This window comes from Cupriavidus sp. HE11, from assembly GCF_056097175.1.
In genome coordinates this window covers 525210-547651 of sequence record NZ_CP184465.1, presented here as the reverse complement: position 1 = coordinate 547651, position 22442 = coordinate 525210, and the positions used below count along the sequence as shown (strand labels likewise).

Sequence of the window (22442 nt, the reverse complement as noted above, 5' to 3'; positions counted from 1 at the left end):
CGCGGGGTGGCTTGCGTCGCGGCGGTGCGTCTGCCCGTAGACTCGCGGTCATGCCATTCCCGTCCGTTGCCATGTCCGATATCCACGCGTCCGGCCCCGTGCCGAGCCTCAATCCCACGCTACGCGCGCTGCAATGCGTGACTTGCGGCGAAGTTTATCCGGTCTCGGACCTGCCCGAAGGCTGTCCGGCCTGCGCCAGCCACGACAGGCCAAGCAGCCTCGAAGCGGTCTATGAAGCTGCCCCTGGCGCGCCGGTGCCCGATTTTGCACCAAAAAGCCACGGTTATCGCTGGGGCCACTGGATGCCGTATCTCGACGGCGTGACGCTGGGCGAGGGCGCCACGCCATGCCTGCCTGTCCCGGCGCTTGCCGCGCTGACCGGCGTGGCGGCGGTGTGGATCAAGAACGAGGGGGCCAATCCGACCGGCTCGCACAAGGACCGCATGTCGGCCCAGGCCGTGAGCCGGGCGCTTGCCACGGGGGCGCAGGAAGTGGTGCTGGCGTCCAGCGGCAATGCGGCGGTGTCGGCCGCAGCCTATTGCGCAGCCGCCGGGCTGGCGTGCGAGGTCGCCACCTATCGCGACCTGCCTGCGGTGTTCGATGCGGCGCTACGTCACTACGGCGCCCGTCGCGTGATTTGCGCGACCGGCCATGCGCGCTGGGAACACGTGCGCCGCCGGGTGCGCGAAGACCGCGCCTTTGCGCTGACGAACTACAGCCTGCCGGCCGTCGGCAGCCCGGTGTTTGGTGTGGAAGGTTATCGCGCCGCTGCGCTCGAATGGGTTCAGCAGGGCTGCCTGCCCGACCACGTGATGGTGCCCACCGCACGCGGCGACCTGCTGTGGGGCCTTTACAGCGCGTTGCGCGACCTCGTGCGGCTTGGGCACCTGGCGCGCGTGCCGAAGCTGTGGGCCGTCGAGCCGTTCCCGCGCCTGGCCCGCGTGCTGGGCGGCGCTTCGCAGCAGGCGGATTTCCCGGGCGCGACGCAGCAGTTCTCGACGGCCGGCTCCACCGTTACCGCGCAGCAGGTACATGCGGCTACCCGATCGGGTGGCGGTGCGATTGTCGTGGACGACGCCGCCGCGCGCGCGGGCACCGGGCAGCTGGCCGCCGCCGGCTTCTGGGTCGAGCTTTGCGCGGGCGCCGGACTTGCCGCCGCACGGATGCTGCGCGCCGATGGCCGCATCGATCCATCGGAAACCGTTCTGCTCATGCTGACGGCGCGCGGCGACCGCGACCCGGCGCAGATCACAAACTAGAGCCCTGGAGGGGACCACCATGACGTTGCGTTACCTGACCGCCATCTTTTCCGTCAGCCTGGCGGCCCATGTGCCGGTGGCGCAGGCGGCCGGCTATCCCGACAAGCCCATCCGCCTGATCGTGCCGTGGGCGGCGGGCGGCAGCACCGATGCCCTGGCACGCGCCGTGGCGCAGCGCATGAGCGAATCGATGGGCCAGCCCGTGGTGGTCGAAAACCGCGCCGGGGCCTCGGGTCGTATCGGTGCCGAGGCCGTTGCCAAGGCCACGCCCGATGGCTACACGCTGGGCGTGATCGAACTGGCCCATGCCGTGGCGCCATCGGTATTTCGCCAGATGTCCTACGATGTGCTGCGCGATTTCGCGCCGGTTTCGCTGCTCGGCGAATCGCCGCTGGTGCTGTTCGCGGACAGTGCACGTTATCGGCCCGGTGACATCCAGCGATTTCTGGCCGATGCGCGCCAGTCCGGCAAGCCGGTGCAACTGGCTACGAGCGGCAACGGCACGATCAGCCATCTGGCGGGCAAGATGCTGGAGGCGCAGGCGGCCATCCCGGTCGATGCCGTGCCTTATCGCGGGTCGGCGCCTGCGCTGACCGATGTTTCCGCGCAGCTGGTTTCTGGCCATTTTGCGACGCTGGCGAGCGGCAGCAGCCTGCTTGGCGGCGGCAAGATCACGGCGCTGATGGTCACGGGGCCGTCGCGGCTTGCCGCGCTGCCGAATGTGCCGACATCAACCGAGGCAAAACTGCCGGCCTTGCAGGTGGGCCAGTGGTGGGCGGTGGTGGCCCCGGCGCGCACCCCGACGGCTGTGATCACCCGTCTCAATGACGAAGTGCGCGCTGCGCTGGCCAATCCCCAGACCCGGGCACGGCTGGACAGCCAGGGCATCGACCTGAAGGCTTCCACGCCGGCACAACTGGGCGACCGGTTGCGCGGCGAGGTTGACCGCTGGGCGCAACTGGTGAAGCAGGCGGGTATCCAGCCGGAATAGGCGCAGGCACCCGCAACAGGGCGCGGGCAATCAGCCCCGGTACTGCTGCGCGTTCAGATAGGCATCGCGCGACGGCAGCAGGTGGCTGGCGCACAGCGCCACCAGCGCGTCGATATCGCCGGCCTTCAGCGCCTCGATCATCTGCCAGTGTTCCTGGCGGGCGCGTTCGCGGTATTCGGCCGATACCAGCGAGGCAAAACGGATCGGATGGGTCTGCCGCGCGAATTCGGCAATGGCCTTCTGCAGCGTCTGGTTGCTGCAGAGGCTGAACAGCTCGCGGTGGAAGGCCAGGTTGACGCGGAACACCGTACGCGCGTCGCCGGCCGCAACGGCCGCGTCGTGTTGCTGCTGGATGGCGATCAGGCGGTCGAGGTGTGCCGGCACGCGCTGCAGGTCGATGCGCCGGGCCGCCTCGGTCTCCAGCATGCCGCGCACTTCGTACAGCTCGGTCACTTCCTGGACCGAAAACGAGCGCACCACGGCGCCGACGTTCTTGCGCCGCTCCACCAGCCCCAGGCGGTCCAGCGCGGCCAGTGCATCCCGCACCACGTGCCGCTTGACGCCAAACCGCTCCATGAGTTCGTCCTCGACCAGGCGCTCCCGGGGGTGCAGCCGGCCAAAGACGATATCTTCCTCAAGCGTGGCGATCATCGCGCCCAGGGTGTCCTGGGCCACGGGTGTGTCGTCGACGCCTGCATTGGCAGCGGCGTAGAGCGTGTCGGAACTCGGCATCAGGCGAATCGCGCCGGGGCTGGCCCCGGACGCGTGAAGAGGTGTCGGATGGAAAGCCGTCATTCTGACCGATTTTCCTGTCCGTGGCGCCTGTCCGGCCATGGTTCCACCGTGCGTCAGGCGCCGTTGCCCGGCACCTTGCCGCGCGTCTCGGCGGCGCGCAGGAAGTCGAAGTCCACGCCCTGGTCGGCCTGGTTGACGGTGGTAAGAAAGAGCTTGCGGTAGCCACGGTCGGCGGTGGGCACCACCACCGGCGTTTCCTGCGCGCGGCGTGCCAGTTCTTCATCACTGACATGCAGCGTCAGGTCGCGGCGCGCCACCGACAGGCTGATGCGGTCGCCGTTGCGTACATGGGCCAGCGGCCCCCCGATGGCCGATTCAGGTGTCACGTGCAGCACGATGGTGCCGAACGCGGTGCCGCTCATGCGGCCATCCGAAATCCGCACGATGTCCTTGACGCCCGCGCGGGCCAGCTTGCGCGGAATCGGGATATAGCCTGCCTCGGGCATGCCGGGTGCGCCTTTCGGGCCGATGTTCTTGAGCACCAGGATGTCGTCGGCCGTCACGTCGAGGTCGTCGCTGTCGATGCGGTTGGCAAGGTCGGCGGCGTTCTCGAACACCACGGCGCGGCCTTCGTGCTCCATCAGCTTGGGGTGTGCCGCCGACTGCTTGATGATGGCGCCGCCCGGTGCCAGGTTGCCGCGCAGCACGGCAATGCCGCCCTGCGGATAGATCGGGTTGTCGCGCGTGCGCACCACCTCCTGCCTGAACCCGGGACCCGCGCGCTCGATTTCCTCGCCCAGCGTGCGGCCGGTCACGGTCAGCGCATCCAGGTTCAGCAACGGCTTCAGTTCGCGCAGCAGCGTAGCCATGCCGCCCGCGTGGTGGAAGTCTTCCATGTAGTGGTCGCCAGACGGCTTCAGGTCCAGCAGCACCGGCGTGTCGCGCCCCATGTGGTCGAGGGCGGCCAGGTCGATGTCATACCCCAGCCGGCCCGCGATGGCTGCCAGGTGGACGATCCCGTTGGTGGACCCGCCAATCGCCAGCAGCACGCGCATGGCGTTCTCGAAGGCGGCCGGCGTCAGGATCTTGTCGATCGTCAGGCGTTCGCGGGCAATGCGCACCGCTTCCGTACCGGTCTGCTCGGCCACGCGGATACGGTCGGCGGTCACCGCCGGCGGCGAGGCGCCACCGGGCACGGTCATGCCCAGGGCTTCGGCAATGCAGGCCATGGTGCTGGCCGTGCCCATCACCGAGCAGGTGCCCACGCTGGCCACCAGCTGGTTGTTGACGTCGGCGATCTCCTCGGCGTCGATCTCTTCCGCACGGAACTTGCCCCAGTAGCGGCGGCAGTCGGTGCAGGCGCCCACGCGCTCGCTGCGGTGCGATCCGGTCAGCATCGAACCCGTGATGAGCTGGATGGCCGGGATGCCGGCCGATGCCGCGCCCATCAGTTGCGCGGGCACGGTCTTGTCGCAGCCGCCAATCAGCACCACGGCATCCATGGGCTGCGCGCGGATCATCTCCTCGGTGTCCATCGACATGAGGTTGCGCAGGTACATGCTGGTGGGCGCCGAAAAGCTCTCGTGGATCGAGATCGTCGGGAAGTCCATCGGCAGGCCGCCGGCCAGCATGATGCCGCGCTTCACGGCTTCGATCAGCTGGGGCGCATTGCCGTGGCAGGGGTTGTAAGCGCTGCCCGTGTTGACGATGCCGATGACCGGACGGTCCAGTGCGTCGTCGGTGTAGCCCGCGCCCTTGATGAACGCCTTGCGCAGGAACAGCGAGAAGCCCCGGTCGCCGTAGTTGGTCAGGCCCTTGGAGATGCCGGTGGCGGCGTCGGCGGGCGCGATGTCATGGCGCGGGGCGGCGCCTTTCGGGTTCTGTTCGTCGTGGGACATGGATCGATGCGGTGTGCCGGGGCGCGAAGCCCCTGGATTGAATGTTGGACCTAAGGATAGTCGACTCCCGCCTGATTGTCGTCGGTACTATCACCTATATTATTAATAATCTGATTGACTAGAGTTCGGGCAGTCCCGGGTGCGCCAGTGCCCCGGACATATCCATGCATCCGAACCAGAGCAGGAGGAGACTTGTGAAGCACAAATTCAGATCATGCGCCGAAGGCATGAGCCGCCGGCGTGCCCTCGTGGCGGCGATGGCCGTTGCCCTTGGCGGCGCGCTGCCGGCCATCGCCCGGGCGGACTATCCCGACAAACCGGTCAGGCTGGTGGTGCCCTATACCCCGGGAGGCGCCACCGACGTCATTGGCCGGGTGATCGCCCAGAAGCTGTCGGTGTCGCTGGGGCAGCCGGTAGTGGTGGAAAACCGCGCAGGTGCCGCCGGCAATCTGGGCGCGGCCTACGTTGCCAAGGAAAAGCCGGATGGCTACACGCTGCTGCTGGGCGCGCTGACCAGCCATTCGATCAACAGCGTGCTGCAGCCGTCGGCGGCGGGTTTCACGATGGACAAGAGCTTCGTGCCCGTGGCCGTCGTCGGCCGGGTGCCGCTGGTGGTAGCCGTGGGGCCGTCGTTCAAGGGCAAGACGCTGGCCGACTTTATCGCGGCGGCCAAGGCCAGGCCGGGCGGCATGAACTACGGATCGTCGGGCAATGGATCGCCGCAACACCTGGCGGCCGAGCTGTTCAAGCGCCAGGCCGGCGTGGAACTGGTGCACGTGCCCTACAAGGGCAGCAGTCCCGCGCTCAACGACCTGATGGGCGGACAGGTCGACGTGGTGTTCGACACGCTGCCGGCCACCCAGGCATTCATCAAGGGCGGACGGCTGCGCGCGCTGGCATCGGCCACGCCGCAGCGGGTGCTGCCGGATGTGCCGACCGCGGCCGAGGCGGGGCTTGCCGGCTTCGAGGTCAGTTCGATGTTCGGCGTGCTGGCGCCGGCCGGCACCGCGAAGCCGGTGGTCGGCAAGCTCAGCGCCGCACTCAAGGACATCATGGAGCAGCCCGAGGTGAAGTCCGCGCTGGTGGCGCAGGGCGCGATGCCGGTCTACAGCACGCCGGATCAGGCGCAGGTGCAGATCCAGGCCGAAGTCACGCACTGGTCTCGCGTCATCAAGGACTCGAATATCCAGGCAGACTGATCCGGGCGGCGTCCGGGCCGCGCGCAACCCCGGCGGTTATTGCGGGTGATTGCGGTTATCGCCGGCCCGGCGCGGCCTGCTGGAACTTCTGCGCCAGGAAATCGATGAAGGCGCGCGCCCGCGCGGTCTGGTTGCGGCGCTGGGCGTAGTACACGAACAGGTCGGCGGATGGCAGCCGGTACTCGGGCAGCACCACGCGCAGCCGGCCGCTTTCCAGATACCTGGCAAGGTCCCATTCCGATCGCACCAGGATGCCGTGCCCGTCCAGCGCCCAGCCCAGCACGATATCGCCATCGTTGCTCGATAGCGCGCCTTCTACCTTCACGTTTTCATGGTGCCCGTCGCGTTCGAACCGCCAGACGCCGTAGGCGTCGTCGTTCTGCCGGTGGATGATGCAGCGATGGTGCGCCAGGTCGGCCAGCGTCCGTGGCGTGCCGGACTGTTCCAGATAGGCCGGCGACGCGCACAGGAAGCGGCGATTGGGCAGGATGCGCCGCGCCGACAGCCGCCGGTCTGGCAGCGTGCCAAACCGGATCGCCAGGTCGACGCCGCTGTCGACCAGATCCACGGGACGGTCGGTCACTTCCAGTTGTACCTCGACATGCGCGTAGCGTTTGGCAAATTCGGAGACCAGCGGCGCGATGGTGGTACGGCCAAAGCCCAGCGTGGCGTTGACCCGCAGCAGGCCACGGGGCTCGGCGCCGCTGCTGGACACCACGTTTTCCATCTCCCGCAGGTCCGCCAGGATGCGCGTGGCATAGGCGAGGTAGGTCTCGCCCTCGTTGGTCAGGCTGATGCTGCGCGTGGTCCGGTTCACCAGCCGCACGCCCAGGCGCGACTCCGTCAGGGCCAGGCGCTTGGTGGCGGCCGGGGGCGTCAGGTTCAGTTCCCGGGCGGCGGCCGACAGGCTGCCCAGGCGGGCGACCAGTACGAAAAACTCCAGCTCGGAGGCCAGGTCGGTTTTCACTCTAAGTGAATAATGAAGTAAAAGTGATTCAATCTTAGTGCATCGTCTGGCGCCTAAGCTACCGGTTCCCACGCGACGCCCATCACCGATGCCGCGCGTTCCGCACACCAGGAGACCCCCGTGAGAATCGTAGAAATCCGAGAAAAGACGTTCCCCATCAGTTCGCCCATCCGCAATGCCTATATCGACTTCAGCAAGATGACGCTGAGCCTGGTGGCCGTGGTCACGGACGTGATCCGCAACGGCAAGCCGGTGGTGGGCTATGGCTTCAATTCCAACGGCCGCTATGGGCAGGGCACGCTGATGCGCGAGCGGTTTATCCCCCGCATCATGGAAGCCGATCCGGCGTCGCTGGTGGATGCCACTGGCGACAACCTCGATCCGCACAGGATCTGGGACACCATGTTCAGGAACGAAAAGCCCGGCGGTCACGGCGAGCGTTCGGTGGCCATCGGCACCATCGACATGGCGGTCTGGGATGCCGTGGCGAAGATCGAGGGCAAGCCGCTGTTCCAGTTGCTGGCGGATCGCTACGGCAACGGCCAGCCGGATCGCAAGGTATTCGTATATGCCGCAGGCGGCTACTACTACCCCGGCCAGGACCACGGCAAGCTCAAGGACGAGATGCGCAGCTACATCGACCGCGGCTATACGGTGGTCAAGAAGAAGATCGGAGGCGCGTCGCTGGACGAAGACCTGCGCCGCATCGACTCGATCCTGAGCGTGCTGCAGGACGGCCAGAAGCTGGCCGTGGACGCCAACGGCCGCTTCGATCTCGATACGGCCATCCAGTACGCCAAGGCGCTGTCGCAGTACGACCTGTTCTGGTACGAGGAGCCCGGCGATCCGCTGGACTTCGAGCTGCAGGCCACGCTGCGCAACTACTACGACAAGCCGATGGCGACCGGCGAAGACCTGTTCTCGATGCAGGACGCGCGCAACCTGATCCGCTACGGCGGCATGCGTCCGGATCGCGACTGGCTGCAGTTCGACTGCGCGTTGAGCTATGGCCTGGTGGAATACCTGCGCACGCTCGACATGCTGAAGCAGCACGGCTGGTCGGCCAGCCGCTGCATTCCGCACGGCGGTCACCAGATGTCGCTGAACATCGCTGCCGGCCTGGGCCTGGGCGGCAACGAAAGCTATCCCGACCTGTTCCAGCCGTTCGGCGGATTCCCCGATGGCGTCAAGGTCGAGAATGGCTATCTGACGATGCCAGACCTGCCGGGTATCGGCTTCGAGGGCAAGTCCGACCTGTACAGCGTGATGCAGCAGCTGTCGGCCTGACGGCGCGGGCCCTGCCGCCGGCGCGCTGTCCACCGTCCTGTGACAGCGCGCCGGGCCGGCCGTCACGCATCATTCATCGCCCGGCGCCGTGCTGAACAGCGCCTCGCCACGTTCCTGCAACAGCGCCATCAGGCGCAGCGCGGCAGGGGACAGGTAGCCGTGCCGCCGGTAGCTGACGCCGAGCCGGCGCCGCAGCGTGGCCTCCTTGAGCGGCACTTCGCGCAGCACGTGCCGGTGCTCGTCGAGCGTATGGCGTGACAGGAAGCTCAGCAGTTCCGTCTTGCCGATCAGCCGGGGCAGCAGCGGGATCGAGTTGGCATCGATCTGCGTGGCGGGGCGGGGCAGTCCGTGCGACTGGAACGCGGCGTCGATCCATTGCCGGCTCGGTATCGACGCCGCCGGCAACACCCATCGCCAGGCCAGCAGCGCCTTGAGCGTGACGCGCGGCAGGGCAAAGACCGGGTGATGGCGGCTGGCAACCACCACCACCACGTCTTCCACGATGGCATGGCTGACCAGCGCGTCGTCATGCTCGGGCATCAGGCCGATCAGCAGGTCGAGCGTGCCTTCCTTGAGCCGTTCGCGCAGTACCAGGCTGGGCGCCACGGTAATGTCGATGGTGGTCGCCGGCGCTTCTTCCAGCAGCAGGCTGCAGATTTCGGGCAGGACATGCTCGGCGGCGATGGGGCCGCTGCCTATCCTGACGTGGCCCGCATTGCCCCTGGCGAAATCCCCGACTTCCCTCAGCGCTTCGTCCGTGGCGCCGCGCAGCATGCGGGCGCGGGCCAGCAGCACCTCGCCGACCGGCGTCAGCCGGATGCCGCGCCCCTTGCGCTCGAACAGCTCGCTGCCAAACGCCTCTTCAAGCCGCTGCACCGCCTTGGTCAACGCCGGCTGCGTGCGGCCCAGCTTCTCGGCGGCGCGGCCGATATGCCCGAGTTCGGCCACCACCTCGAAATAGCGCAGATCCCTGAGCTGGATTTCCATCGATAACTCACAGGAATGAAAACATGAACATTATCAAATAGACGGAATGCTTTTGCACGGCAAGAATGCCTGCAAACGAATCGAGACAGGAGACATACGATGCTGAAGCCCGGAATGCTGGTCACCGCCTCCTTATCGGCGCTATTGGCCGTTTGCAGTGGCACCGCGAGCGCCGATACGTGGCCGGGCCGGCCGATCCGGCTGGTGGTGCCGTTCCCGCCCGGCGGCGGTACCGATGCGGTAGCGCGGCTGATTGCCGAAAAGATGTCCACGCAGGCGCACTGGACTGTGGTGGTCGAGAACCGTCCCGGCGCAGGTGGCAACGTTGGCCTGGACGTGGTCGCCAAGGCGCCGGCCGATGGCTACACGATCGGCCTGGGGCAGACCGCGAACCTGGCGATCAATCCCGCGCTCTACCCGAAGATGCCGTTCGACCCACTCAAGGACTTCGCGCCGATCACCACGGTGGCGTCGCAGCCGGTGGTGCTGCTGGTCAACGCCGCTTCGCCGTTCAAGACGCTCAAGGATGTGGTGACCGCCGCCAAGGCCAAGCCCGAGGCCCTGCGCATGGGCACGCCCGGCAACGGCACCGTGGCCCACCTGACCGGCGAACTGCTGGAGCGCCAGGCCGGCTTCCGCATGCTCAACGTGCCGTACAAGGGCGCCAGCCCGGCGATGATGGACCTGCTGGGCAACCAGGTGGAATTCAACTTTGCCAATACCGCCGCGGCCATTTCGCAGTTGAGCAGCCAGAAGGTGCGGGCGTTGGCGATCAGTTCGGCGCAGCGCGTGCGCATTTCGCCGTTGCTGGCCAATGTGCCGACCGTTGCCGAATCGGGCTATCCGGGCTTCGAGGCCATTACGTGGACGGGGCTGGTGGCGCCGGCCCGTACGCCGCAGGCCGTGATCGACCGCATCAACGCCGAGGTGCGCAAGGCGCTGAAAACACAGGACGTGCTGGACAAGCTGGCCGTTGAAGGCAGCACAGCGATGGGCAGCACGCCGCAACAGTTCAGCGAATACCTGCGCGCCGAGCATCAGAAGTGGGGCGCCCTGGTCCGCGAAGCCAATATCAAGCTCGATTGAATTCAGAGAACTACCATGCATACCGTATTTGTGACCGCGCCCCGGCTTGCTGCCGCTGGCGTGCAATGGCTGGACCGGGCCGGTGCGCGCGTGATCTACCTGTCGTCGCCTGACGATGCGCAAGAGGTCGAGCGCATCATGGCAAGCGAGCCGGTTGACGCCGTGATCTCGCGCACGGTGACGTTGTCGGCCCAGGCCATTGCGTCGTGTCCCACGCTCAAGGTGATCTCCAAGCATGGCGTGGGCGTCAGCAATATCGATGTGCAGGCCGCCACGCAGCGCGGCATTCCGGTCTACGTCACGCCGGGCGCCAACGCGCAGTCCGTGGCGGAGATGACGCTGGGGCTGATGTTCGCGGCTGCACGGCGCATCGGCTGGATGGATGCCGAACTGCACGGCGGCCGGTGGTCGCGCGCGCAGGACGGTGTCGAGCTGTGCGGCAAGACGCTGGGCCTGGTCGGGTTTGGCCAGATCGGCCAGCGCGTGGCCCGCGTCTGCCTGGCGCTGGGCATGCGTGTGGTGGCGTTCGACCCGGCGCTGACCGGCCGCCAGACTCCCGTCGAAGGCGTGGAGCTGGTGTCTTCCGTCGCCGACCTGCTGCCGCAGGCCGACGTGCTGAGCCTGCATGTCCCGTTGAACCCGCACACGCGCAATATGCTGGGCGCCGAGCAGTTCAGCCTGATGCCGAAGGGCGCCATCCTGGTCAATACCGCTCGTGGCGAGGTAGTGGACGAAGCTGCGCTGGTGGCCGCGCTGCAGGACGGGCGCCTGTTTGCTGCCGGGCTCGATACCATGGCTATCGAGCCATTGCCGGCGGACAGCCCGCTGGCGGCGCTGAAGAATGTGGTGCTGACCCCGCACGTTGGTGGGTCCACGCCGGCCGCGTTGGCCGCGATGGCCAGCGGCGCCGCGCGCAATGTGCTGGGCTGGCTCGACGGCCAGCCGGTGGACCGCGCCGCGTGCGTCAATCCGCAGGTCTTTTCCTGATTTCCGATTTCCCGCTTTCCCGCTTTCCCGCTTTCCAGATTCCCCCCATTCCATTCCCGATCCAGGAGACAGTCATGAATCAATCCGACGCCGCCGCAGCAGCCCAGTGGCCCCCCGGCTATCGCATCCATCCGCGTGCCGAAGGGCCTGCCGCCGCCGTGGTGGCCGCCTTCCGTGACATGCCGGTGGCTGCCATTGGCGATTCGATGAGCCGCAATGTCGGCACGGTGGGCCTGCGCCAGTACCATCGCCGCCTGGAAACGGTGCTGTGCGGCCCGGCCGTGACGGTGCGCGTGCGCCCCGGCGACAACCTGATGATCCACAAGGCGCTGATGATGGTGCAGCCGGGCGATGTGCTGGTCATCGACGGCGGCGGCGACGTGACGCAGGCGTTGGTCGGCGGGCTGATGCGCACCACGTGCGTGGCGAAGCAGCTTGGCGGCCTGGTGATCGACGGCGCGATCCGCGACCTGTGCGAGTGGGCCGAGGACGGCATGCCGATCTTCGCGCGCGGCCACACCCATCGCGGGCCCAGCAAGGATGGCCCCGGCGAGATCAACGTGCCGGTGTCGTGCGCCGGGCTTGCGGTCATGCCGGGTGACCTGATCGTTGGCGATGCGGACGGCGTGATCGCCGTGCCGGCCGCCGAGGCCGCGCTGGTGCTGGAGCGCTGCAAGGCGCACCTGGCGAAGGAGGCAAAGATCCGTGCCGACAATGCTGCGGGCACCTCCGACCCCGAGCGCTTCGACGCGACGCTGCGCGCGAAGGGGCTGCCGGTATAGCTTGCCCGGGAACGGAGGGTGACGTGCGGGTGACATGAAGGCCGCGCCGGCTTTCGTCGGCGCCGTCCCACAGCGCGTGTCGGCATCCATCCGATTCCGGCGCGCGGCATGGGCGCTTCACAATCGGCCGGAGGATCGAGCCAGTTCGATCCTTACCGATTCGATGGAGGTGCCTTGTGAAACGATCCCTCGCGCCGCTGGCAGCGGCAGGAATCGCCCTGGCCGGTGCGGCGCTGGCCGCCCGGGCATATGGCAAGTTCTCCGGCGGCAGGCGCGGCAATGCCGATGTCCCGGAACCGGCCAGGCCTGTGGACCTGGATCGCTACCTTGGCAAATGGTACGAATTCGCACGCTACGAGAACGGCTTCGAGCGCGGTTGCGAAGGCGTGACTGCCGAGTATGCGCTACGCGACGACGGCCTGATCTCGGTGCGCAACACCTGCCACGAGGGCGGCACCGATGGCGACACACGCACATCGGAAGGCCGCGCCCGCGTGGTGCCGGACAGTGGCGGGGCCAAGCTCGAAGTGTCGTTCTTCGGCCCGTTCTTCTTCGGCGACTACTGGGTGCTGGACCATGCCGACGACTACGCGTGGTCGATCGTCGGCGAGCCATCGGGCCGCTTCCTGTGGATACTGACCCGCGACGCCCGGCCGCCGCGCGCGCTGGCGACGTCGCTGATTGCCCGCGTGGCAGCGTTGGGCTACGACACCGCGCTGCTGCGCGAGACGATGCATTGATGAGCCGCGCCCGCGCGGGCGGCAAAGAGCCGCCAAGTCAAATAGCGCGCGAATAGCGCGGCTGTGACACCGGCAAGACCGCCACAGACCAAGGCGGCTCAGTCCAGCGCGCGATTCCGCGACTCGACGTTGACCGCGCCGACCGCCAGCGCAGCCGTGGCGAGCATGGCCGAGATCATCGCCAGGGCCAGCGTGAAATGTGTGGACATGACCGGCGCGATGACGGCCGGGGCGAACAGGCCACCGAAGCGGGCCACGGCGCCGGCCGTACCCATGCCCGTGGCGCGCAGGTTGGTGGGATAGACCTCGGGCGTGAAGGCGTACAGCGCGCCCCAGGTGCCCAGCAGCGCAAAGCTCATCAGCAGCGTGGACCCGACTACTACCACTGGCGCCGTGCCCAGGCTGTACAGCATGCAGCCCACGGCGCTGAGCAGCAGGAAGCCGATCAGCGTCGGCTTGCGGCCCCATCGCTCCACGCCATAGGCCGCCAGCGCATAGCCCGGCAGCTGCACCAGGGCCAGGACCACCAGGAAGGCCTGGCCGCGCATGAAGGCAAAGCCGGCGCCGCTCAGGCGGATGGGCAGGTAGACGAACACCGCGTAGTAGGCCACCGAGATCAGCAGCCATGCGGCGAACAGCGCCACGGTGCGGCGCCGGAAGGTGGCCGTGAACAGCGTGAAGACCGATTGCCGCTCGGTGCGCTCGGATTGCAGCGCGGGAATGGTGACCTGCCTGCCATTGGTCTGGGCCACGCGTTCCAGCACCTGGCGCGCTTGTTCGGACTTGCCGTTCCGGTTCAGGAACAGCGGTGATTCCGGTACATACATGCGCGGGATCAGGCCCACCAGCGCGGGGATGCCGGTCACGAAGAAGATGATGCGCCAGGCGTCGTCGCCATGGGCTGCGGCGGCCAGCGCCAGCAGGGCCAGGCAGATCGTGCCCAGCGCCCAGAACGATTCCAGCAGCACCAGCCAGCGGCCGCGGCGGTCGCGCGGCAGGAATTCGGCCAGCATCGTGTAGTCGACCGGCAGCGTGCCACCCACGCCGATGCCGGTCAGCAAGCGCAGCACCATCAGCCAGCCCAGGCTCGGAGCAAACGCGGAAGCCACGCCGCAGGCCGCATCGATGACCACGGCCAGCATGAGCGCCGGCCGCCGGCCGATACGGTCGGCGATGCGCCCGAAGCAGAACGCCCCGAGCAGCATGCCGACAAAGAACGTGGTGCCAGTCTGCAGCGCTTGCGGAACCGGCACGCCGAACGTGCTGGCAATCGACGGGGCGCTGAAGCCGATGGACAGCACCTGCATCGCATCGGCCATCCACACCAGCCCGAAGATCACGAAGAGCCGGTACTGGAATTTTCCGACACCGGCGGTACGAATGGCCTCTTCAAAGCTGATCTGCGAGGTCGACATGCTGGCAATGGTCCGTGCGACAAGGGAATGGGCGGTGTGGCAGGCCAGCCGTTGCCGGCCCGGCTGCCACGCTGGCGGCCATTCTAACTTGGCAGGACCATTTCGATGGCGATGGCGTCGCCCGATCCGCCCTGGATGCCGGCCACCCTCAATGCCGGCTGGCCGATGCCGCCCCCAGGCCCGTCATGGACCGCACATACTGGGGCAGGTAGGCCCGCCGCTCGCCCGCAGCCGCTTCCGAACGATCGAGCACCGACAGCAGCCACGCGGCGCCAAAGGCCAGGGTCATCGAGAACAGCGCCGGGTTGGCGTACGGGAAGATCGGCTGCCCATGCTTGAGGATGCCCACCCAGACGGTCGGGCCCAGCACCAGCAGTGCGATGGCAGACACCAGGCCCACCACGCTGCCGCCTACCGCGCCGCGCGTGGTCAGGCCCTTCCAGAACATCGACAGGAACAGCACCGGGAAGTTGACCGAGGCCGCGATGGCCAGCACCAGGCCGGACAGGAAGGCGATGTTCTGTTTTTCGAACAGCAGGCCAAGCAGGATCGCCACCACGCCGATGCCAAGCGTGGCAAAGCGCGATACGCGGATTTCCTCGGCCTCGGTGGCGCGGCCCTTGCGGATCACCGTGGCATACAGGTCGTGCGACACGGCCGATGCGCCCGACAGCGCAAGCCCCGCCACGACGGCCAGGATGGTGGCGAAGGCCACGGCCGAGATAAAGCCCAGGAACATGCTGCCGCCCACGGCTTGCGCCAGGTGCACGGCCACCATGTTGCTGCCGCCGAGCAGTTGCCCGGCAGCGTCGCGGAAGGCGGGGTTGTTGCCCACCAGCACGATGGCCCCGAAGCCAACCACCAGGATCAGCAGGTAGAAGTAGCCGATAAAGCCGGTGGCATAGCAGACCGACTTGCGGGCCTCGCGCGCATCGGCCACGGTAAAGAAGCGCATCAGGATATGGGGCAGGCCCGCCGTGCCGAATATCATCCCGACGCCCAGCGATATGGCCTCCGCCGGATTCGCCACCAGCCCGCCGGGTGCCATGATCGACTGGCCCTTCGGGTGGGCCTGGACGGCCGCGGCAAACAGCGCATCGAGGCTGAACCCGAAATGCGCCAGCACCTCGTAGGCCATGAACGTCGTGCCGCCCAGCAGCAGGATGGCCTTGATGATCTGTACCCAGGTGGTGGCGAGCATGCCCCCGAACATCACGTACAGCACCATCAGCACGCCTACCACCAGCACGGCGGACAGGTAGCTGGTGCCGAACAGCAGCTGGATCAGCTTGCCGGCGCCCACCATCTGGGCCACCAGGTACATGATCGACACGGTCAGCGTGCCGAACGCGGCCGTGATGCGCACCGGTTTTTGCGACAGGCGGTACGCCACCACGTCGGCAAACGTGTAGCGGCCCAGGTTGCGCAGCCGTTCGGCTACCACGAACAGGATGATCGGCCAGCCTGCCACCACGCCCAGCGCGTAGATCAGGCCGTCGAAGCCCTTGTCGAACATCATGGCCGAGATGCCCAGGAACGATGCTGCGGACACCATGTCGCCGGCAATGGCAAGGCCATTCTGGAAGCCGGTGAGCCCGCCGCCGGCCGCGTAGAAGTCCGATGCCGTGCGCGTGCGGCGCGCCGCCCAGCGCGTGATGACCAGCGTGAACAGCACGAACACCACGAACATGCCGATGGCATGCCAGTTCATCGGCTGCTGGGCCACGTTGCCGTCGATGGCCGGGCTCGCGTGGGCGCTGGCCGCGCTGAGGGCTGCGAGGGCAGGCGCAAGGGTTGCGAATCGCTTCATGCTGCGCACTCCTTCAGGATGCGGGCGTTCAGGCCGTCGAACTCGCGGTTGGCCTTGCGCACATAGATGGCGGTCAGCGCGAACGCCACCACGATCACACCGGCACCGGCGACGATGCCCGTTGTCAGCGTGCCGCCGCGGATCGGCGCCACCAGCAGTGCCGGGTAGAAGGCCAGCAGGCCGATAAAGCCGAAATAGACGGCCAGCATCAGCGCGGTCAGCGACCAGCCCAGGCGTGCGCGGCGGCGGGTCAGCGACTGGAAGTCGGGGTGTTGGGTGATAGAGGCGAATTGCCGTTCGGTCATGGTTGTCTCCAATGGCGAAGCGTGGCCGGCACGCCTTCTGTCGAGGCGTTGCGGCCTGCCGCCCGCGAGAGTGGCGGGCGGCGACGGCGAGGAGTAATCGGGGGGAAGCGCGTCAGGCGGCGGCGCGAACGGCTTCCGGCACGGCCGGTGTCGTGGCGGTGCGCAGGTCCAGCACGCGCCGGGCCTTGCCGGTGGAGGTCCGCTCCAGGCGGTCGGCCGGCACGGCGTCCACGCGGGTGGTGATGCCGACGTTGGTCTTGATCGCATCGCGCAGCCTGGTGCCCAGGGCCTCGCGGTCGGCATCGGACAGGCGATGCGTGACCTCGGGGCGCACTTCGACCGCCACGGCCAGGCGGTCGAGGTGGCCGTCGCGGGTGACGGTCAGCTGGTAGTGCGGCGCCAGTTCGGGCTGCTTGAGGATCAGTTCCTCGATCTGCGACGGAAACACGTTCACGCCCCGGATGATCAGCATGTCGTCCGAGCGCCCGGTGATCTTGCCGATGCGGCGCATGGCGCGCGACGTGGGCGGCAGCAGGCGCGTCAGGTCGCGCGTGCGGTAGCGGATCACGGGCAGCGCCTCCTTGGTCAGCGACGTGAAGACAAGTTCGCCTTCCGAGCCATCGGGCAGCACTTCGCCGGTCACGGGGTCGATGATCTCGGCGTAGAAATGGTCTTCCCAGATGACCGGGCCGTCCTTGCTCTCGATGCACTCGCAGGCCACACCGGGGCCCATGACCTCGGACAGGCCGTAGATGTCCACGGCGTCGATGCCGGCGCGCGTCTCGATCTCCTGGCGCATGGCGTCGGTCCAAGGTTCGGCGCCGAAGATGCCGATCTCCAGCGAGCTGTCGGCCGGCGACATGCCCTGGCGCGCCATTTCGTCGATCAGGTTCAGCATGTACGACGGCGTGACCATGATGATGCGCGGCTTGAAGTCGCGGATCAGCTGCACCTGCTTCTCGGTCTGTCCGCCCGACATCGGGATCACGGTGCAGCCCAGCTTCTCGGCGCCGTAGTGGGCGCCAAGGCCGCCGGTGAACAACCCGTAGCCGTAGCAGACCTGCACCACGTCGCCACGACGGCCGCCGGCGGCGCGGATCGAGCGGGCTACCAGTGTCGCCCAGGTGTCGATATCGTTGGCGGTATAGCCCACCACGGTCGGCTGGCCGGTGGTGCCGCTCGATGCGTGGACGCGCACCACCTGCTCGCGCGGCACGGCAAACATGCCGAACGGATAGTTGTCGCGCAGTTCCTTCTTGGTGGTGAACGGAAACTTCGACAGGTCGGACAGCTGGCGCAGGTCGCCGGGATGCACGCCGGCCGCGTCGAACGCCTGGCGGTAGTGCGGCACGTTGTCGTAGGCGTGTTGCAGCGTCCATTTCAGGCGCTGCAGCTGCAGCGCCTGGAGTTCGTCTCGGCTGGCATGCTCGATCGGATCGAGCTGGTCGGTTTGGGGGGCGCGCTGGACCATGGGTGTCTCCTCCAGGGTATGTCGGGCGAATCGTGGGGATGGCGTAAGCCGTGGGGTTCAGTCTTTCAGATGGCGGCGAGCCTGAATCACCCGGAAGCGGTTGGCGACGAACGCCGTGTCGGCCAGCGCGGCATTGGCGGCCGGATTGGCGCCAGTGCCGTGGAAGTCGCTGAAGGCGGCCGACTGGTTGACGAGCACGGGGCCGGTCAGGTTCAGCGACAGCGCCACGCCCGCGTCCAGCGCGGCGTCTTCGAGTTGCGATTCCACGTCGCGCCGGGTGGAGTAGCCGGACAGCGTCAGCGCGCCGTGCTGCTTCGCAATGCGCCGCGCGACGGCAATCGCCTGGTCGGTGCTGTCGGTGGCGATCACGAAGGCGATCGGGCCGAACAGTTCCTGCGTGAATTTGTCTTCGTCGCGCACATCCACCTTGAGCAGCAGCGGCGTGCGCACGCGTGCCTCGGGGAACTGCGGATGGGTGATGGTCTGGCTGTCCAGCACGACCTTGCCCAGTGCGCGCGATGCCTCGATACGCTGCGCCACGCCGTCGTTCTGGATTGCGCCCAGGATCTCCACGCCCTTGGCCGGATCGGCGGTCAGCTTCTGCAGCGCCTCGCCCAGTGCGGCGACCACGCCGTCAAACGTGACATGGCCCTCCGGCGTATCGATGCCGTCGCGCGGGATGTAGAGGTTTTGCGGCGCGGTACACATCTGGCCCGAGTACAGCGCCAGCGACAGGGCCAGGTTGCGCACCATGCCCTTCAGGTCGTCGGTCGAATCGATGACCACCTGGTTGACCCCGGCCTTTTCGGTGTAGACCAACGCCTGATGGGCATTGCGTTCGAGCCATTCGCCATTGGCTGTGCTGCCGGTGAAATCGATCAGCCGCACCTCGGGGCGCAGCGCCAGCGTGGACGCCATGCGCTCGTCCGGGTTGTTGGCGACCAGCGTGACGATGTCGGGGCTGAAGCCGGCTTCGGCCAGCACTTCACGGGCGATCTGCACCGTGATCGCCAGTGGCAGGATGGCGCCCGGATGCGGCTTGACCACCACCGGATTGCCGGTAGCCAGGCTGGCGAACAGGCCCGGATAGCCGTTCCAGGTGGGGAACGTGCAGCAGCCGATGACCAGGCCGATGCCGCGCGGCACGACCGTGAAGGTCTTCTCCATGCGCAGCGGGGGGTTCTTGCCCTGCGGCTTTTCCCAGGTGGCGCGGGCCGGGATGCCGCGCATCGCCTGCCAGGCATAGGCCACGGCTTCCAGTCCGCGATCCTGTGCGTGCGGGCCGCCGGCCTGGAACGCCATCATGAACGGCTGGCCGGTGGTGTGCATGACCGCGTGGGCCATCTCGAAGCTGCGGCGGTTCAGGCGGGTCAGGATTTCCAGTGCCACGCCCACCCACGTCGTGGGGCCGGCCTCGCGCCAGGCGGGCGCGGCGGCTTCGATCGCGCCGAACAGCGCGTCCAGGTCAGGGCGCGGATAGGTCACGCCAAGCGCGGGGCCGTAGGGCGAAACTTCCTGGCCGGCCTGGCCGGTCGTGCCAGGCTGCGTGATGGGGAACGGCTGCCCGAGGCGTGCATCGAACGCGGCCTTGCCTTCGTCGGCCGCCGTTTCGCCATAGACCCTGGGGCTCGGCATTTCGGAAAACGGGCTCCAGTAGCCGCGCTGGTCGATGGCGTCGAGCGCCTGGTCGAGCATGGCCTGATGGCGGGTGAACAATGCGTGGGTCACGGGGGTCTCCAAATTTTCCAGATCGTCTACGCCGAAGCGTGAAGGGCGTTTTGATGGGGTAGGGCGGGTGCGGGGGCCGCTCGGGCCGCTCAGGTTTCCTGATCGAAGTCGAGCACGAGCTTGTCGCTGACGGCGTAGCTCTGGCAGCTCAGGATGAAGCCGCGCGCCACTTCGTAGTCTTCCAGCGCAAAGTTCACATCCATGTCGACGTCGCCCGAGACGCGCTTGCAGCGGCAGGTGGAACAGACGCCGCCCTTGCACGAATAGGGCAGCTCGATGCCCTGTTCCAGCGCGGCGTCGAGCACCGTCTGGGTGTTCCGGGCCACGGTAAAGCTGCGCGAGCGGCCATCCTGTATCACCGTGACCTCGCAATCCTGCTTGCCGGCGGCGGCGCCTTGCGGCTGCGGCGCGCGGGTGGCTGGCGTGCTGGTGCCGAACAGCTCGCGCTTGATGCGGGCGGGGTCGACGCCGTTCTGCTTCAGCGCATCGGATACGCCTTCCATCATCGACTGCGGGCCGCAGATAAAGGCCACGTCGATGCTGGCCGGGTCCACCCACTGCTTGAGTAGGGCGTCGGCCTTGGCGCCGTCCAGGCGGCCGTTGAACAGGTCGATGTCGAGCGTCTCGCGGCTCAGGATAAAGACCAGGTTCAGCCGGTGCAGGTAGGTGTCCTTCAGGTCTTCGAGTGCTTCCTTGAAGATCACCGTGGACGACGCGCGGTTGCCGTAGAACAGCGTGAAGCGGCTGTCCGGCTCGGCACGCAGCGTGGTTTCGATGATCGACAGCAGCGGCGTGATGCCGCTGCCTGCGGCAAAGCCCACGTAGTGCTTGCGGTGGCCGGCATCGAGCGGCACGCTGAAATGGCCGGACGGCGGCATCACGTCAAGCGTGTGGCCGACGCGCAGCGTGGCCGTAGCCCAGCTCGAGAACAGGCCGCCGTCCACGCGCTTGATGGCAATGCGCAGGCGCTGGTCCTGCGCGGCGGCGCAGATCGAATAGGAGCGGCGCACTTCGTTGCCGGCAATGCGCGTGCGCACGGTCAGGTGCTGGCCGGGCGCATAGCGATACGTCTCGGCCAGTTCCGGCGGGACGTCGAAGGTCACGGCGATGGCATCGCGCGTCTCGTTGGTGACATCGGTCACGCGCAGGGCATGGAAAGTGCTCATGTCTATGTCTTCCGGTCGCGGCGGCTCAATGCGCCTTGAAGTAGTCGAACGGCTCGCGGCAGTCGCCGCAGCGGTACAGCGCCTTGCAGGCCGTGGACCCGAACTGGCTGACCAGGTGCGTGTGGGCCGAACCGCAATGGGGGCATGCCACCTTCGGTCCGGGCTGGCGCCGGCGGGTAATGCCGCTGATGTCGATGACGGTCTGCGCGGGCGGTGCAATGCCGTAGCCGGCCAGCTGCTGCCGGCCACGCGCGGTCATCCAGTCGGTGGTCCAGGCCGGCGCCAGTTGCAGCCGCACATCCACCTGGCCGATGCCATGCTCGCCCAGCGCCTGCACGATCTGCTCGCGGATCAGCGTGACGGCCGGACAGCCCGAATACGTCGGGGTGATCGTCACCACGCAGGTGTCGGCTTCCCAGTGCACGCCACGCACGATGCCGAGATCGACGACCGAGATCACCGGAATCTCGGGATCGGGGATGGTGTCGAGCCACGACCAGATGGTGTCCGCGGTTGGGGCCATCGTGGCGTGGGGATGGACGATTGCCTGCGCCTGCATGCTGCTCACCACGTGGCGCCGGGATAGGCGCGCTGCAGGAACTGCATCTCGGCCAGCAGGAAGCCAAGGTGTTCCGAGTGGCGTCCGGCGTGGCCGCCGCGCTGCATCCAGCCATCGGCCGGCATTTCCAGCGTGGCCTCATCCAGCACGTCGGCCAACTGCTGGCGCCAGGGCGCCTGCAGCGCGGCCGGGTCGCAGGCCACGCCGGCCGCGATCAGGGTGGCATCGACGCTGTCGGCGTCGAACAGCTCGCCGGTGTACATCCACAGGCGATCGATGGCGTCCTGCATGCGGCGATGGCTTTCGGCCGTGCCGTCGCCCAGGCGCACCACCAGATCGGCGCTGCGGCGCGCGTGATAGGCCACTTCCTTGACGGCCTTGTCGGCGATGGCGGCGATGGTGGCATCGCTGGACCGCCGCAGCGCGTCGAGCAGGTAGTAGTGCCAGGTATCGAACAGGAACTGGCGGGCCAGCGTATCGGCATAGCTGCCGTTGGGCTGCTCCACCAGCAGCGGGTTGCGGAACTGGTGCGCGTCGCGCAGATAGGCGAGCTGGTCTTCGGTGCGGCCCGCGCCTTCCACTTCACCGGCATGGGACAGCCACATGCGGGCCTGGCCGATCAGGTCCAGGGCGACGTTGGTCAGCGCGATGTCTTCCTCCAGCGCCGGGCCCTTGCCGCACCATTCGGAAAGGCGCTGGCCCAGCACCAGCGGGGTATCGCCCAGGCGCAGCAGGTAGTCGAAGGTTGCTTGCTTGCTGACTTGCATGGCGTGCCTCAGATGTGCTTGACCGCTTCGGGCATCGGAAAAAACGTGGGATGGCGATAGACCTTGCTGTTGGCCGGCTCGAACAGCGGGCCCTTGTCGGTCGGGCTGCTGGCGGCGATATGCGTGGCCGGCACGGCCCAGATGCTGACGCCCTCGTTGCGGCGCGTGTAGACATCGCGGGCGTTGTTGATCGCCATGGCTGCGTCGGCCGCGTGCAGGCTGCCGACATGCTTGTGCGCCAGGCCGTGCTGGCTGCGGATAAAGATTTCCCAAAGCGGCCATTCGCTCATGGCTGTCTCCTGC

At 67.5% G+C, this 22442-nt stretch carries 21 protein-coding genes; 8 read left to right on the top strand and 13 right to left on the bottom strand.

Annotation, left to right across the window (positions count from 1 at the left end; genetic code table 11):
• Positions 1–50 precede the first annotated feature (50 nt).
• Together ACOABP_RS19910 and ACOABP_RS19905 are read left to right on the top strand one after the other, a co-directional pair.
• The gene (locus ACOABP_RS19910; RefSeq protein WP_474229718.1) at positions 51–1259 is read left to right on the top strand and encodes a pyridoxal-phosphate dependent enzyme; all 1209 of its coding nucleotides are present in this window, start codon (positions 51–53) and stop codon (positions 1257–1259) included.
• Between the two features lie 19 nt (positions 1260–1278).
• Positions 1279–2250, top strand: a complete 972-nt coding sequence (locus ACOABP_RS19905; RefSeq protein WP_474229717.1) for a tripartite tricarboxylate transporter substrate binding protein — start codon at positions 1279–1281, stop codon at positions 2248–2250.
• A gap of 30 nt (positions 2251–2280) precedes the next feature.
• Here the strand turns inward: ACOABP_RS19905 and ACOABP_RS19900 are convergent, their stop codons facing one another.
• Positions 2281–2982: a GntR family transcriptional regulator gene (locus ACOABP_RS19900; RefSeq protein ID WP_474229716.1), complete on the bottom strand. Its 702-nt coding sequence runs from the start codon at positions 2980–2982 to the stop codon at positions 2281–2283.
• Between the two features lie 116 nt (positions 2983–3098).
• Positions 3099–4883, bottom strand: a complete 1785-nt coding sequence (locus tag ACOABP_RS19895; protein ID WP_066737425.1) for an IlvD/Edd family dehydratase — start codon at positions 4881–4883, stop codon at positions 3099–3101.
• Between the two features lie 227 nt (positions 4884–5110).
• Here ACOABP_RS19895 and ACOABP_RS19890 point away from each other — a divergent pair, with 227 nt between their 5' ends.
• Positions 5111–6082 (top strand): Bug family tripartite tricarboxylate transporter substrate binding protein, encoded by a 972-nt coding sequence (locus ACOABP_RS19890; protein ID WP_474230454.1) that lies wholly within the window; start codon positions 5111–5113, stop codon positions 6080–6082.
• Between the two features lie 55 nt (positions 6083–6137).
• Here the strand turns inward: ACOABP_RS19890 and ACOABP_RS19885 are convergent, their stop codons facing one another.
• Entirely contained in the window at positions 6138–7049 is a 912-nt protein-coding gene (locus ACOABP_RS19885) for a LysR family transcriptional regulator (RefSeq protein ID WP_066737421.1), read from the bottom strand.
• A gap of 120 nt (positions 7050–7169) precedes the next feature.
• Between ACOABP_RS19885 and ACOABP_RS19880 the strand changes: the two genes are divergently transcribed.
• Complete coding sequence (locus ACOABP_RS19880; RefSeq protein WP_474229714.1) at positions 7170–8336, top strand: mandelate racemase/muconate lactonizing enzyme family protein; 1167 nt, start codon at positions 7170–7172, stop codon at positions 8334–8336.
• A 69-nt stretch (positions 8337–8405) separates the two neighbouring features.
• Here the strand turns inward: ACOABP_RS19880 and ACOABP_RS19875 are convergent, their stop codons facing one another.
• Complete coding sequence (locus ACOABP_RS19875) at positions 8406–9323, bottom strand: LysR family transcriptional regulator (protein WP_474229713.1); 918 nt, start codon at positions 9321–9323, stop codon at positions 8406–8408.
• A 99-nt stretch (positions 9324–9422) separates the two neighbouring features.
• Here ACOABP_RS19875 and ACOABP_RS19870 point away from each other — a divergent pair, with 99 nt between their 5' ends.
• The 4 genes from ACOABP_RS19870 (at position 9423) to ACOABP_RS19855 (ending at position 12918) form a co-directional block, all read left to right on the top strand.
• On the top strand, positions 9423–10409 hold the full coding sequence (locus ACOABP_RS19870) for a Bug family tripartite tricarboxylate transporter substrate binding protein (protein WP_474229712.1): 987 nt from the start codon (positions 9423–9425) through the stop codon (positions 10407–10409).
• 15 nt (positions 10410–10424) lie between these two features.
• Positions 10425–11396 (top strand): hydroxyacid dehydrogenase, encoded by a 972-nt coding sequence (locus ACOABP_RS19865; protein ID WP_474229711.1) that lies wholly within the window; start codon positions 10425–10427, stop codon positions 11394–11396.
• Positions 11397–11470: 74 nt separating this feature from the next.
• Positions 11471–12178, top strand: coding sequence for an RraA family protein (locus ACOABP_RS19860; RefSeq protein ID WP_474229710.1), 708 nt, complete (start codon positions 11471–11473; stop codon positions 12176–12178).
• Positions 12179–12354: 176 nt separating this feature from the next.
• Positions 12355–12918 carry a lipocalin family protein gene (locus tag ACOABP_RS19855; protein ID WP_474229708.1) on the top strand — a complete coding sequence of 188 codons (564 nt, stop codon included), beginning with the start codon at positions 12355–12357 and terminating at the stop codon, positions 12916–12918.
• 98 nt (positions 12919–13016) lie between these two features.
• Here the strand turns inward: ACOABP_RS19855 and ACOABP_RS19850 are convergent, their stop codons facing one another.
• The 9 genes from ACOABP_RS19850 to paaB form a co-directional block, all read right to left on the bottom strand.
• On the bottom strand, positions 13017–14333 hold the full coding sequence (locus ACOABP_RS19850; protein WP_474229706.1) for an MFS transporter: 1317 nt from the start codon (positions 14331–14333) through the stop codon (positions 13017–13019).
• Between the two features lie 148 nt (positions 14334–14481).
• The gene (locus ACOABP_RS19845) at positions 14482–16143 is read right to left on the bottom strand and encodes a cation acetate symporter (protein ID WP_474229704.1); all 1662 of its coding nucleotides are present in this window, start codon (positions 16141–16143) and stop codon (positions 14482–14484) included.
• A complete protein-coding gene (locus ACOABP_RS19840) occupies positions 16140–16448 on the bottom strand; it encodes a DUF485 domain-containing protein (protein ID WP_066737410.1) in 309 nt (102 codons plus the stop codon). Before ACOABP_RS19840 ends, ACOABP_RS19845 begins: the two co-directional genes overlap by 4 nt.
• A 112-nt stretch (positions 16449–16560) precedes the next feature.
• Complete coding sequence (paaK, locus tag ACOABP_RS19835; protein WP_474229703.1) at positions 16561–17919, bottom strand: phenylacetate--CoA ligase PaaK; 1359 nt, start codon at positions 17917–17919, stop codon at positions 16561–16563.
• Positions 17920–17976: 57 nt separating this feature from the next.
• Positions 17977–19614 (bottom strand): phenylacetic acid degradation protein PaaN, encoded by a 1638-nt coding sequence (gene paaN / locus ACOABP_RS19830; protein ID WP_474230452.1) that lies wholly within the window; start codon positions 19612–19614, stop codon positions 17977–17979.
• Between the two features lie 122 nt (positions 19615–19736).
• On the bottom strand, positions 19737–20813 hold the full coding sequence (gene paaE / locus ACOABP_RS19825; RefSeq protein WP_474229701.1) for a 1,2-phenylacetyl-CoA epoxidase subunit PaaE: 1077 nt from the start codon (positions 20811–20813) through the stop codon (positions 19737–19739).
• Positions 20814–20838: 25 nt separating this feature from the next.
• Complete coding sequence (gene paaD / locus ACOABP_RS19820; protein WP_474229699.1) at positions 20839–21372, bottom strand: 1,2-phenylacetyl-CoA epoxidase subunit PaaD; 534 nt, start codon at positions 21370–21372, stop codon at positions 20839–20841.
• 5 nt (positions 21373–21377) lie between these two features.
• Positions 21378–22139 carry a 1,2-phenylacetyl-CoA epoxidase subunit PaaC gene (gene paaC / locus ACOABP_RS19815; RefSeq protein WP_474229698.1) on the bottom strand — a complete coding sequence of 254 codons (762 nt, stop codon included), beginning with the start codon at positions 22137–22139 and terminating at the stop codon, positions 21378–21380.
• 8 nt (positions 22140–22147) lie between these two features.
• Positions 22148–22429, bottom strand: coding sequence for a 1,2-phenylacetyl-CoA epoxidase subunit PaaB (gene paaB / locus ACOABP_RS19810; protein WP_066737396.1), 282 nt, complete (start codon positions 22427–22429; stop codon positions 22148–22150).
• Between the last annotated feature and the right edge of the window lie 13 nt (positions 22430–22442).

What these genes read in the sequence shown, in the direction of transcription:
- paaK (WP_474229703.1), bottom strand. Translation starts at nt 17,919, where the DNA reads ATGGTCCAGCGCGCCCCCCAAACCGACCAGCTCGATCCGATCGAGCAT.
- ACOABP_RS19845 (WP_474229704.1), bottom strand. Translation starts at nt 16,143, where the DNA reads ATGAAGCGATTCGCAACCCTTGCGCCTGCCCTCGCAGCCCTCAGCGCG.
- paaC (WP_474229698.1), bottom strand. Translation starts at nt 22,139, where the DNA reads ATGCAAGTCAGCAAGCAAGCAACCTTCGACTACCTGCTGCGCCTGGGC.
- ACOABP_RS19905 (WP_474229717.1), top strand. Translation starts at nt 1,279, where the DNA reads ATGACGTTGCGTTACCTGACCGCCATCTTTTCCGTCAGCCTGGCGGCC.
- ACOABP_RS19850 (WP_474229706.1), bottom strand. Translation starts at nt 14,333, where the DNA reads ATGTCGACCTCGCAGATCAGCTTTGAAGAGGCCATTCGTACCGCCGGT.
- ACOABP_RS19875 (WP_474229713.1), bottom strand. Translation starts at nt 9,323, where the DNA reads ATGGAAATCCAGCTCAGGGATCTGCGCTATTTCGAGGTGGTGGCCGAA.
- paaE (WP_474229701.1), bottom strand. Translation starts at nt 20,813, where the DNA reads ATGAGCACTTTCCATGCCCTGCGCGTGACCGATGTCACCAACGAGACG.
- ACOABP_RS19860 (WP_474229710.1), top strand. Translation starts at nt 11,471, where the DNA reads ATGAATCAATCCGACGCCGCCGCAGCAGCCCAGTGGCCCCCCGGCTAT.
- ACOABP_RS19865 (WP_474229711.1), top strand. Translation starts at nt 10,425, where the DNA reads ATGCATACCGTATTTGTGACCGCGCCCCGGCTTGCTGCCGCTGGCGTG.
- paaN (WP_474230452.1), bottom strand. Translation starts at nt 19,614, where the DNA reads ATGCTCGACCAGGCGCTCGACGCCATCGACCAGCGCGGCTACTGGAGC.
- ACOABP_RS19900 (WP_474229716.1), bottom strand. Translation starts at nt 2,982, where the DNA reads ATGCCGAGTTCCGACACGCTCTACGCCGCTGCCAATGCAGGCGTCGAC.
- ACOABP_RS19840 (WP_066737410.1), bottom strand. Translation starts at nt 16,448, where the DNA reads ATGACCGAACGGCAATTCGCCTCTATCACCCAACACCCCGACTTCCAG.
- paaB (WP_066737396.1), bottom strand. Translation starts at nt 22,429, where the DNA reads ATGAGCGAATGGCCGCTTTGGGAAATCTTTATCCGCAGCCAGCACGGC.
- ACOABP_RS19895 (WP_066737425.1), bottom strand. Translation starts at nt 4,883, where the DNA reads ATGTCCCACGACGAACAGAACCCGAAAGGCGCCGCCCCGCGCCATGAC.
- ACOABP_RS19910 (WP_474229718.1), top strand. Translation starts at nt 51, where the DNA reads ATGCCATTCCCGTCCGTTGCCATGTCCGATATCCACGCGTCCGGCCCC.
- ACOABP_RS19890 (WP_474230454.1), top strand. Translation starts at nt 5,111, where the DNA reads ATGAGCCGCCGGCGTGCCCTCGTGGCGGCGATGGCCGTTGCCCTTGGC.
- paaD (WP_474229699.1), bottom strand. Translation starts at nt 21,372, where the DNA reads ATGCAGGCGCAGGCAATCGTCCATCCCCACGCCACGATGGCCCCAACC.
- ACOABP_RS19870 (WP_474229712.1), top strand. Translation starts at nt 9,423, where the DNA reads ATGCTGAAGCCCGGAATGCTGGTCACCGCCTCCTTATCGGCGCTATTG.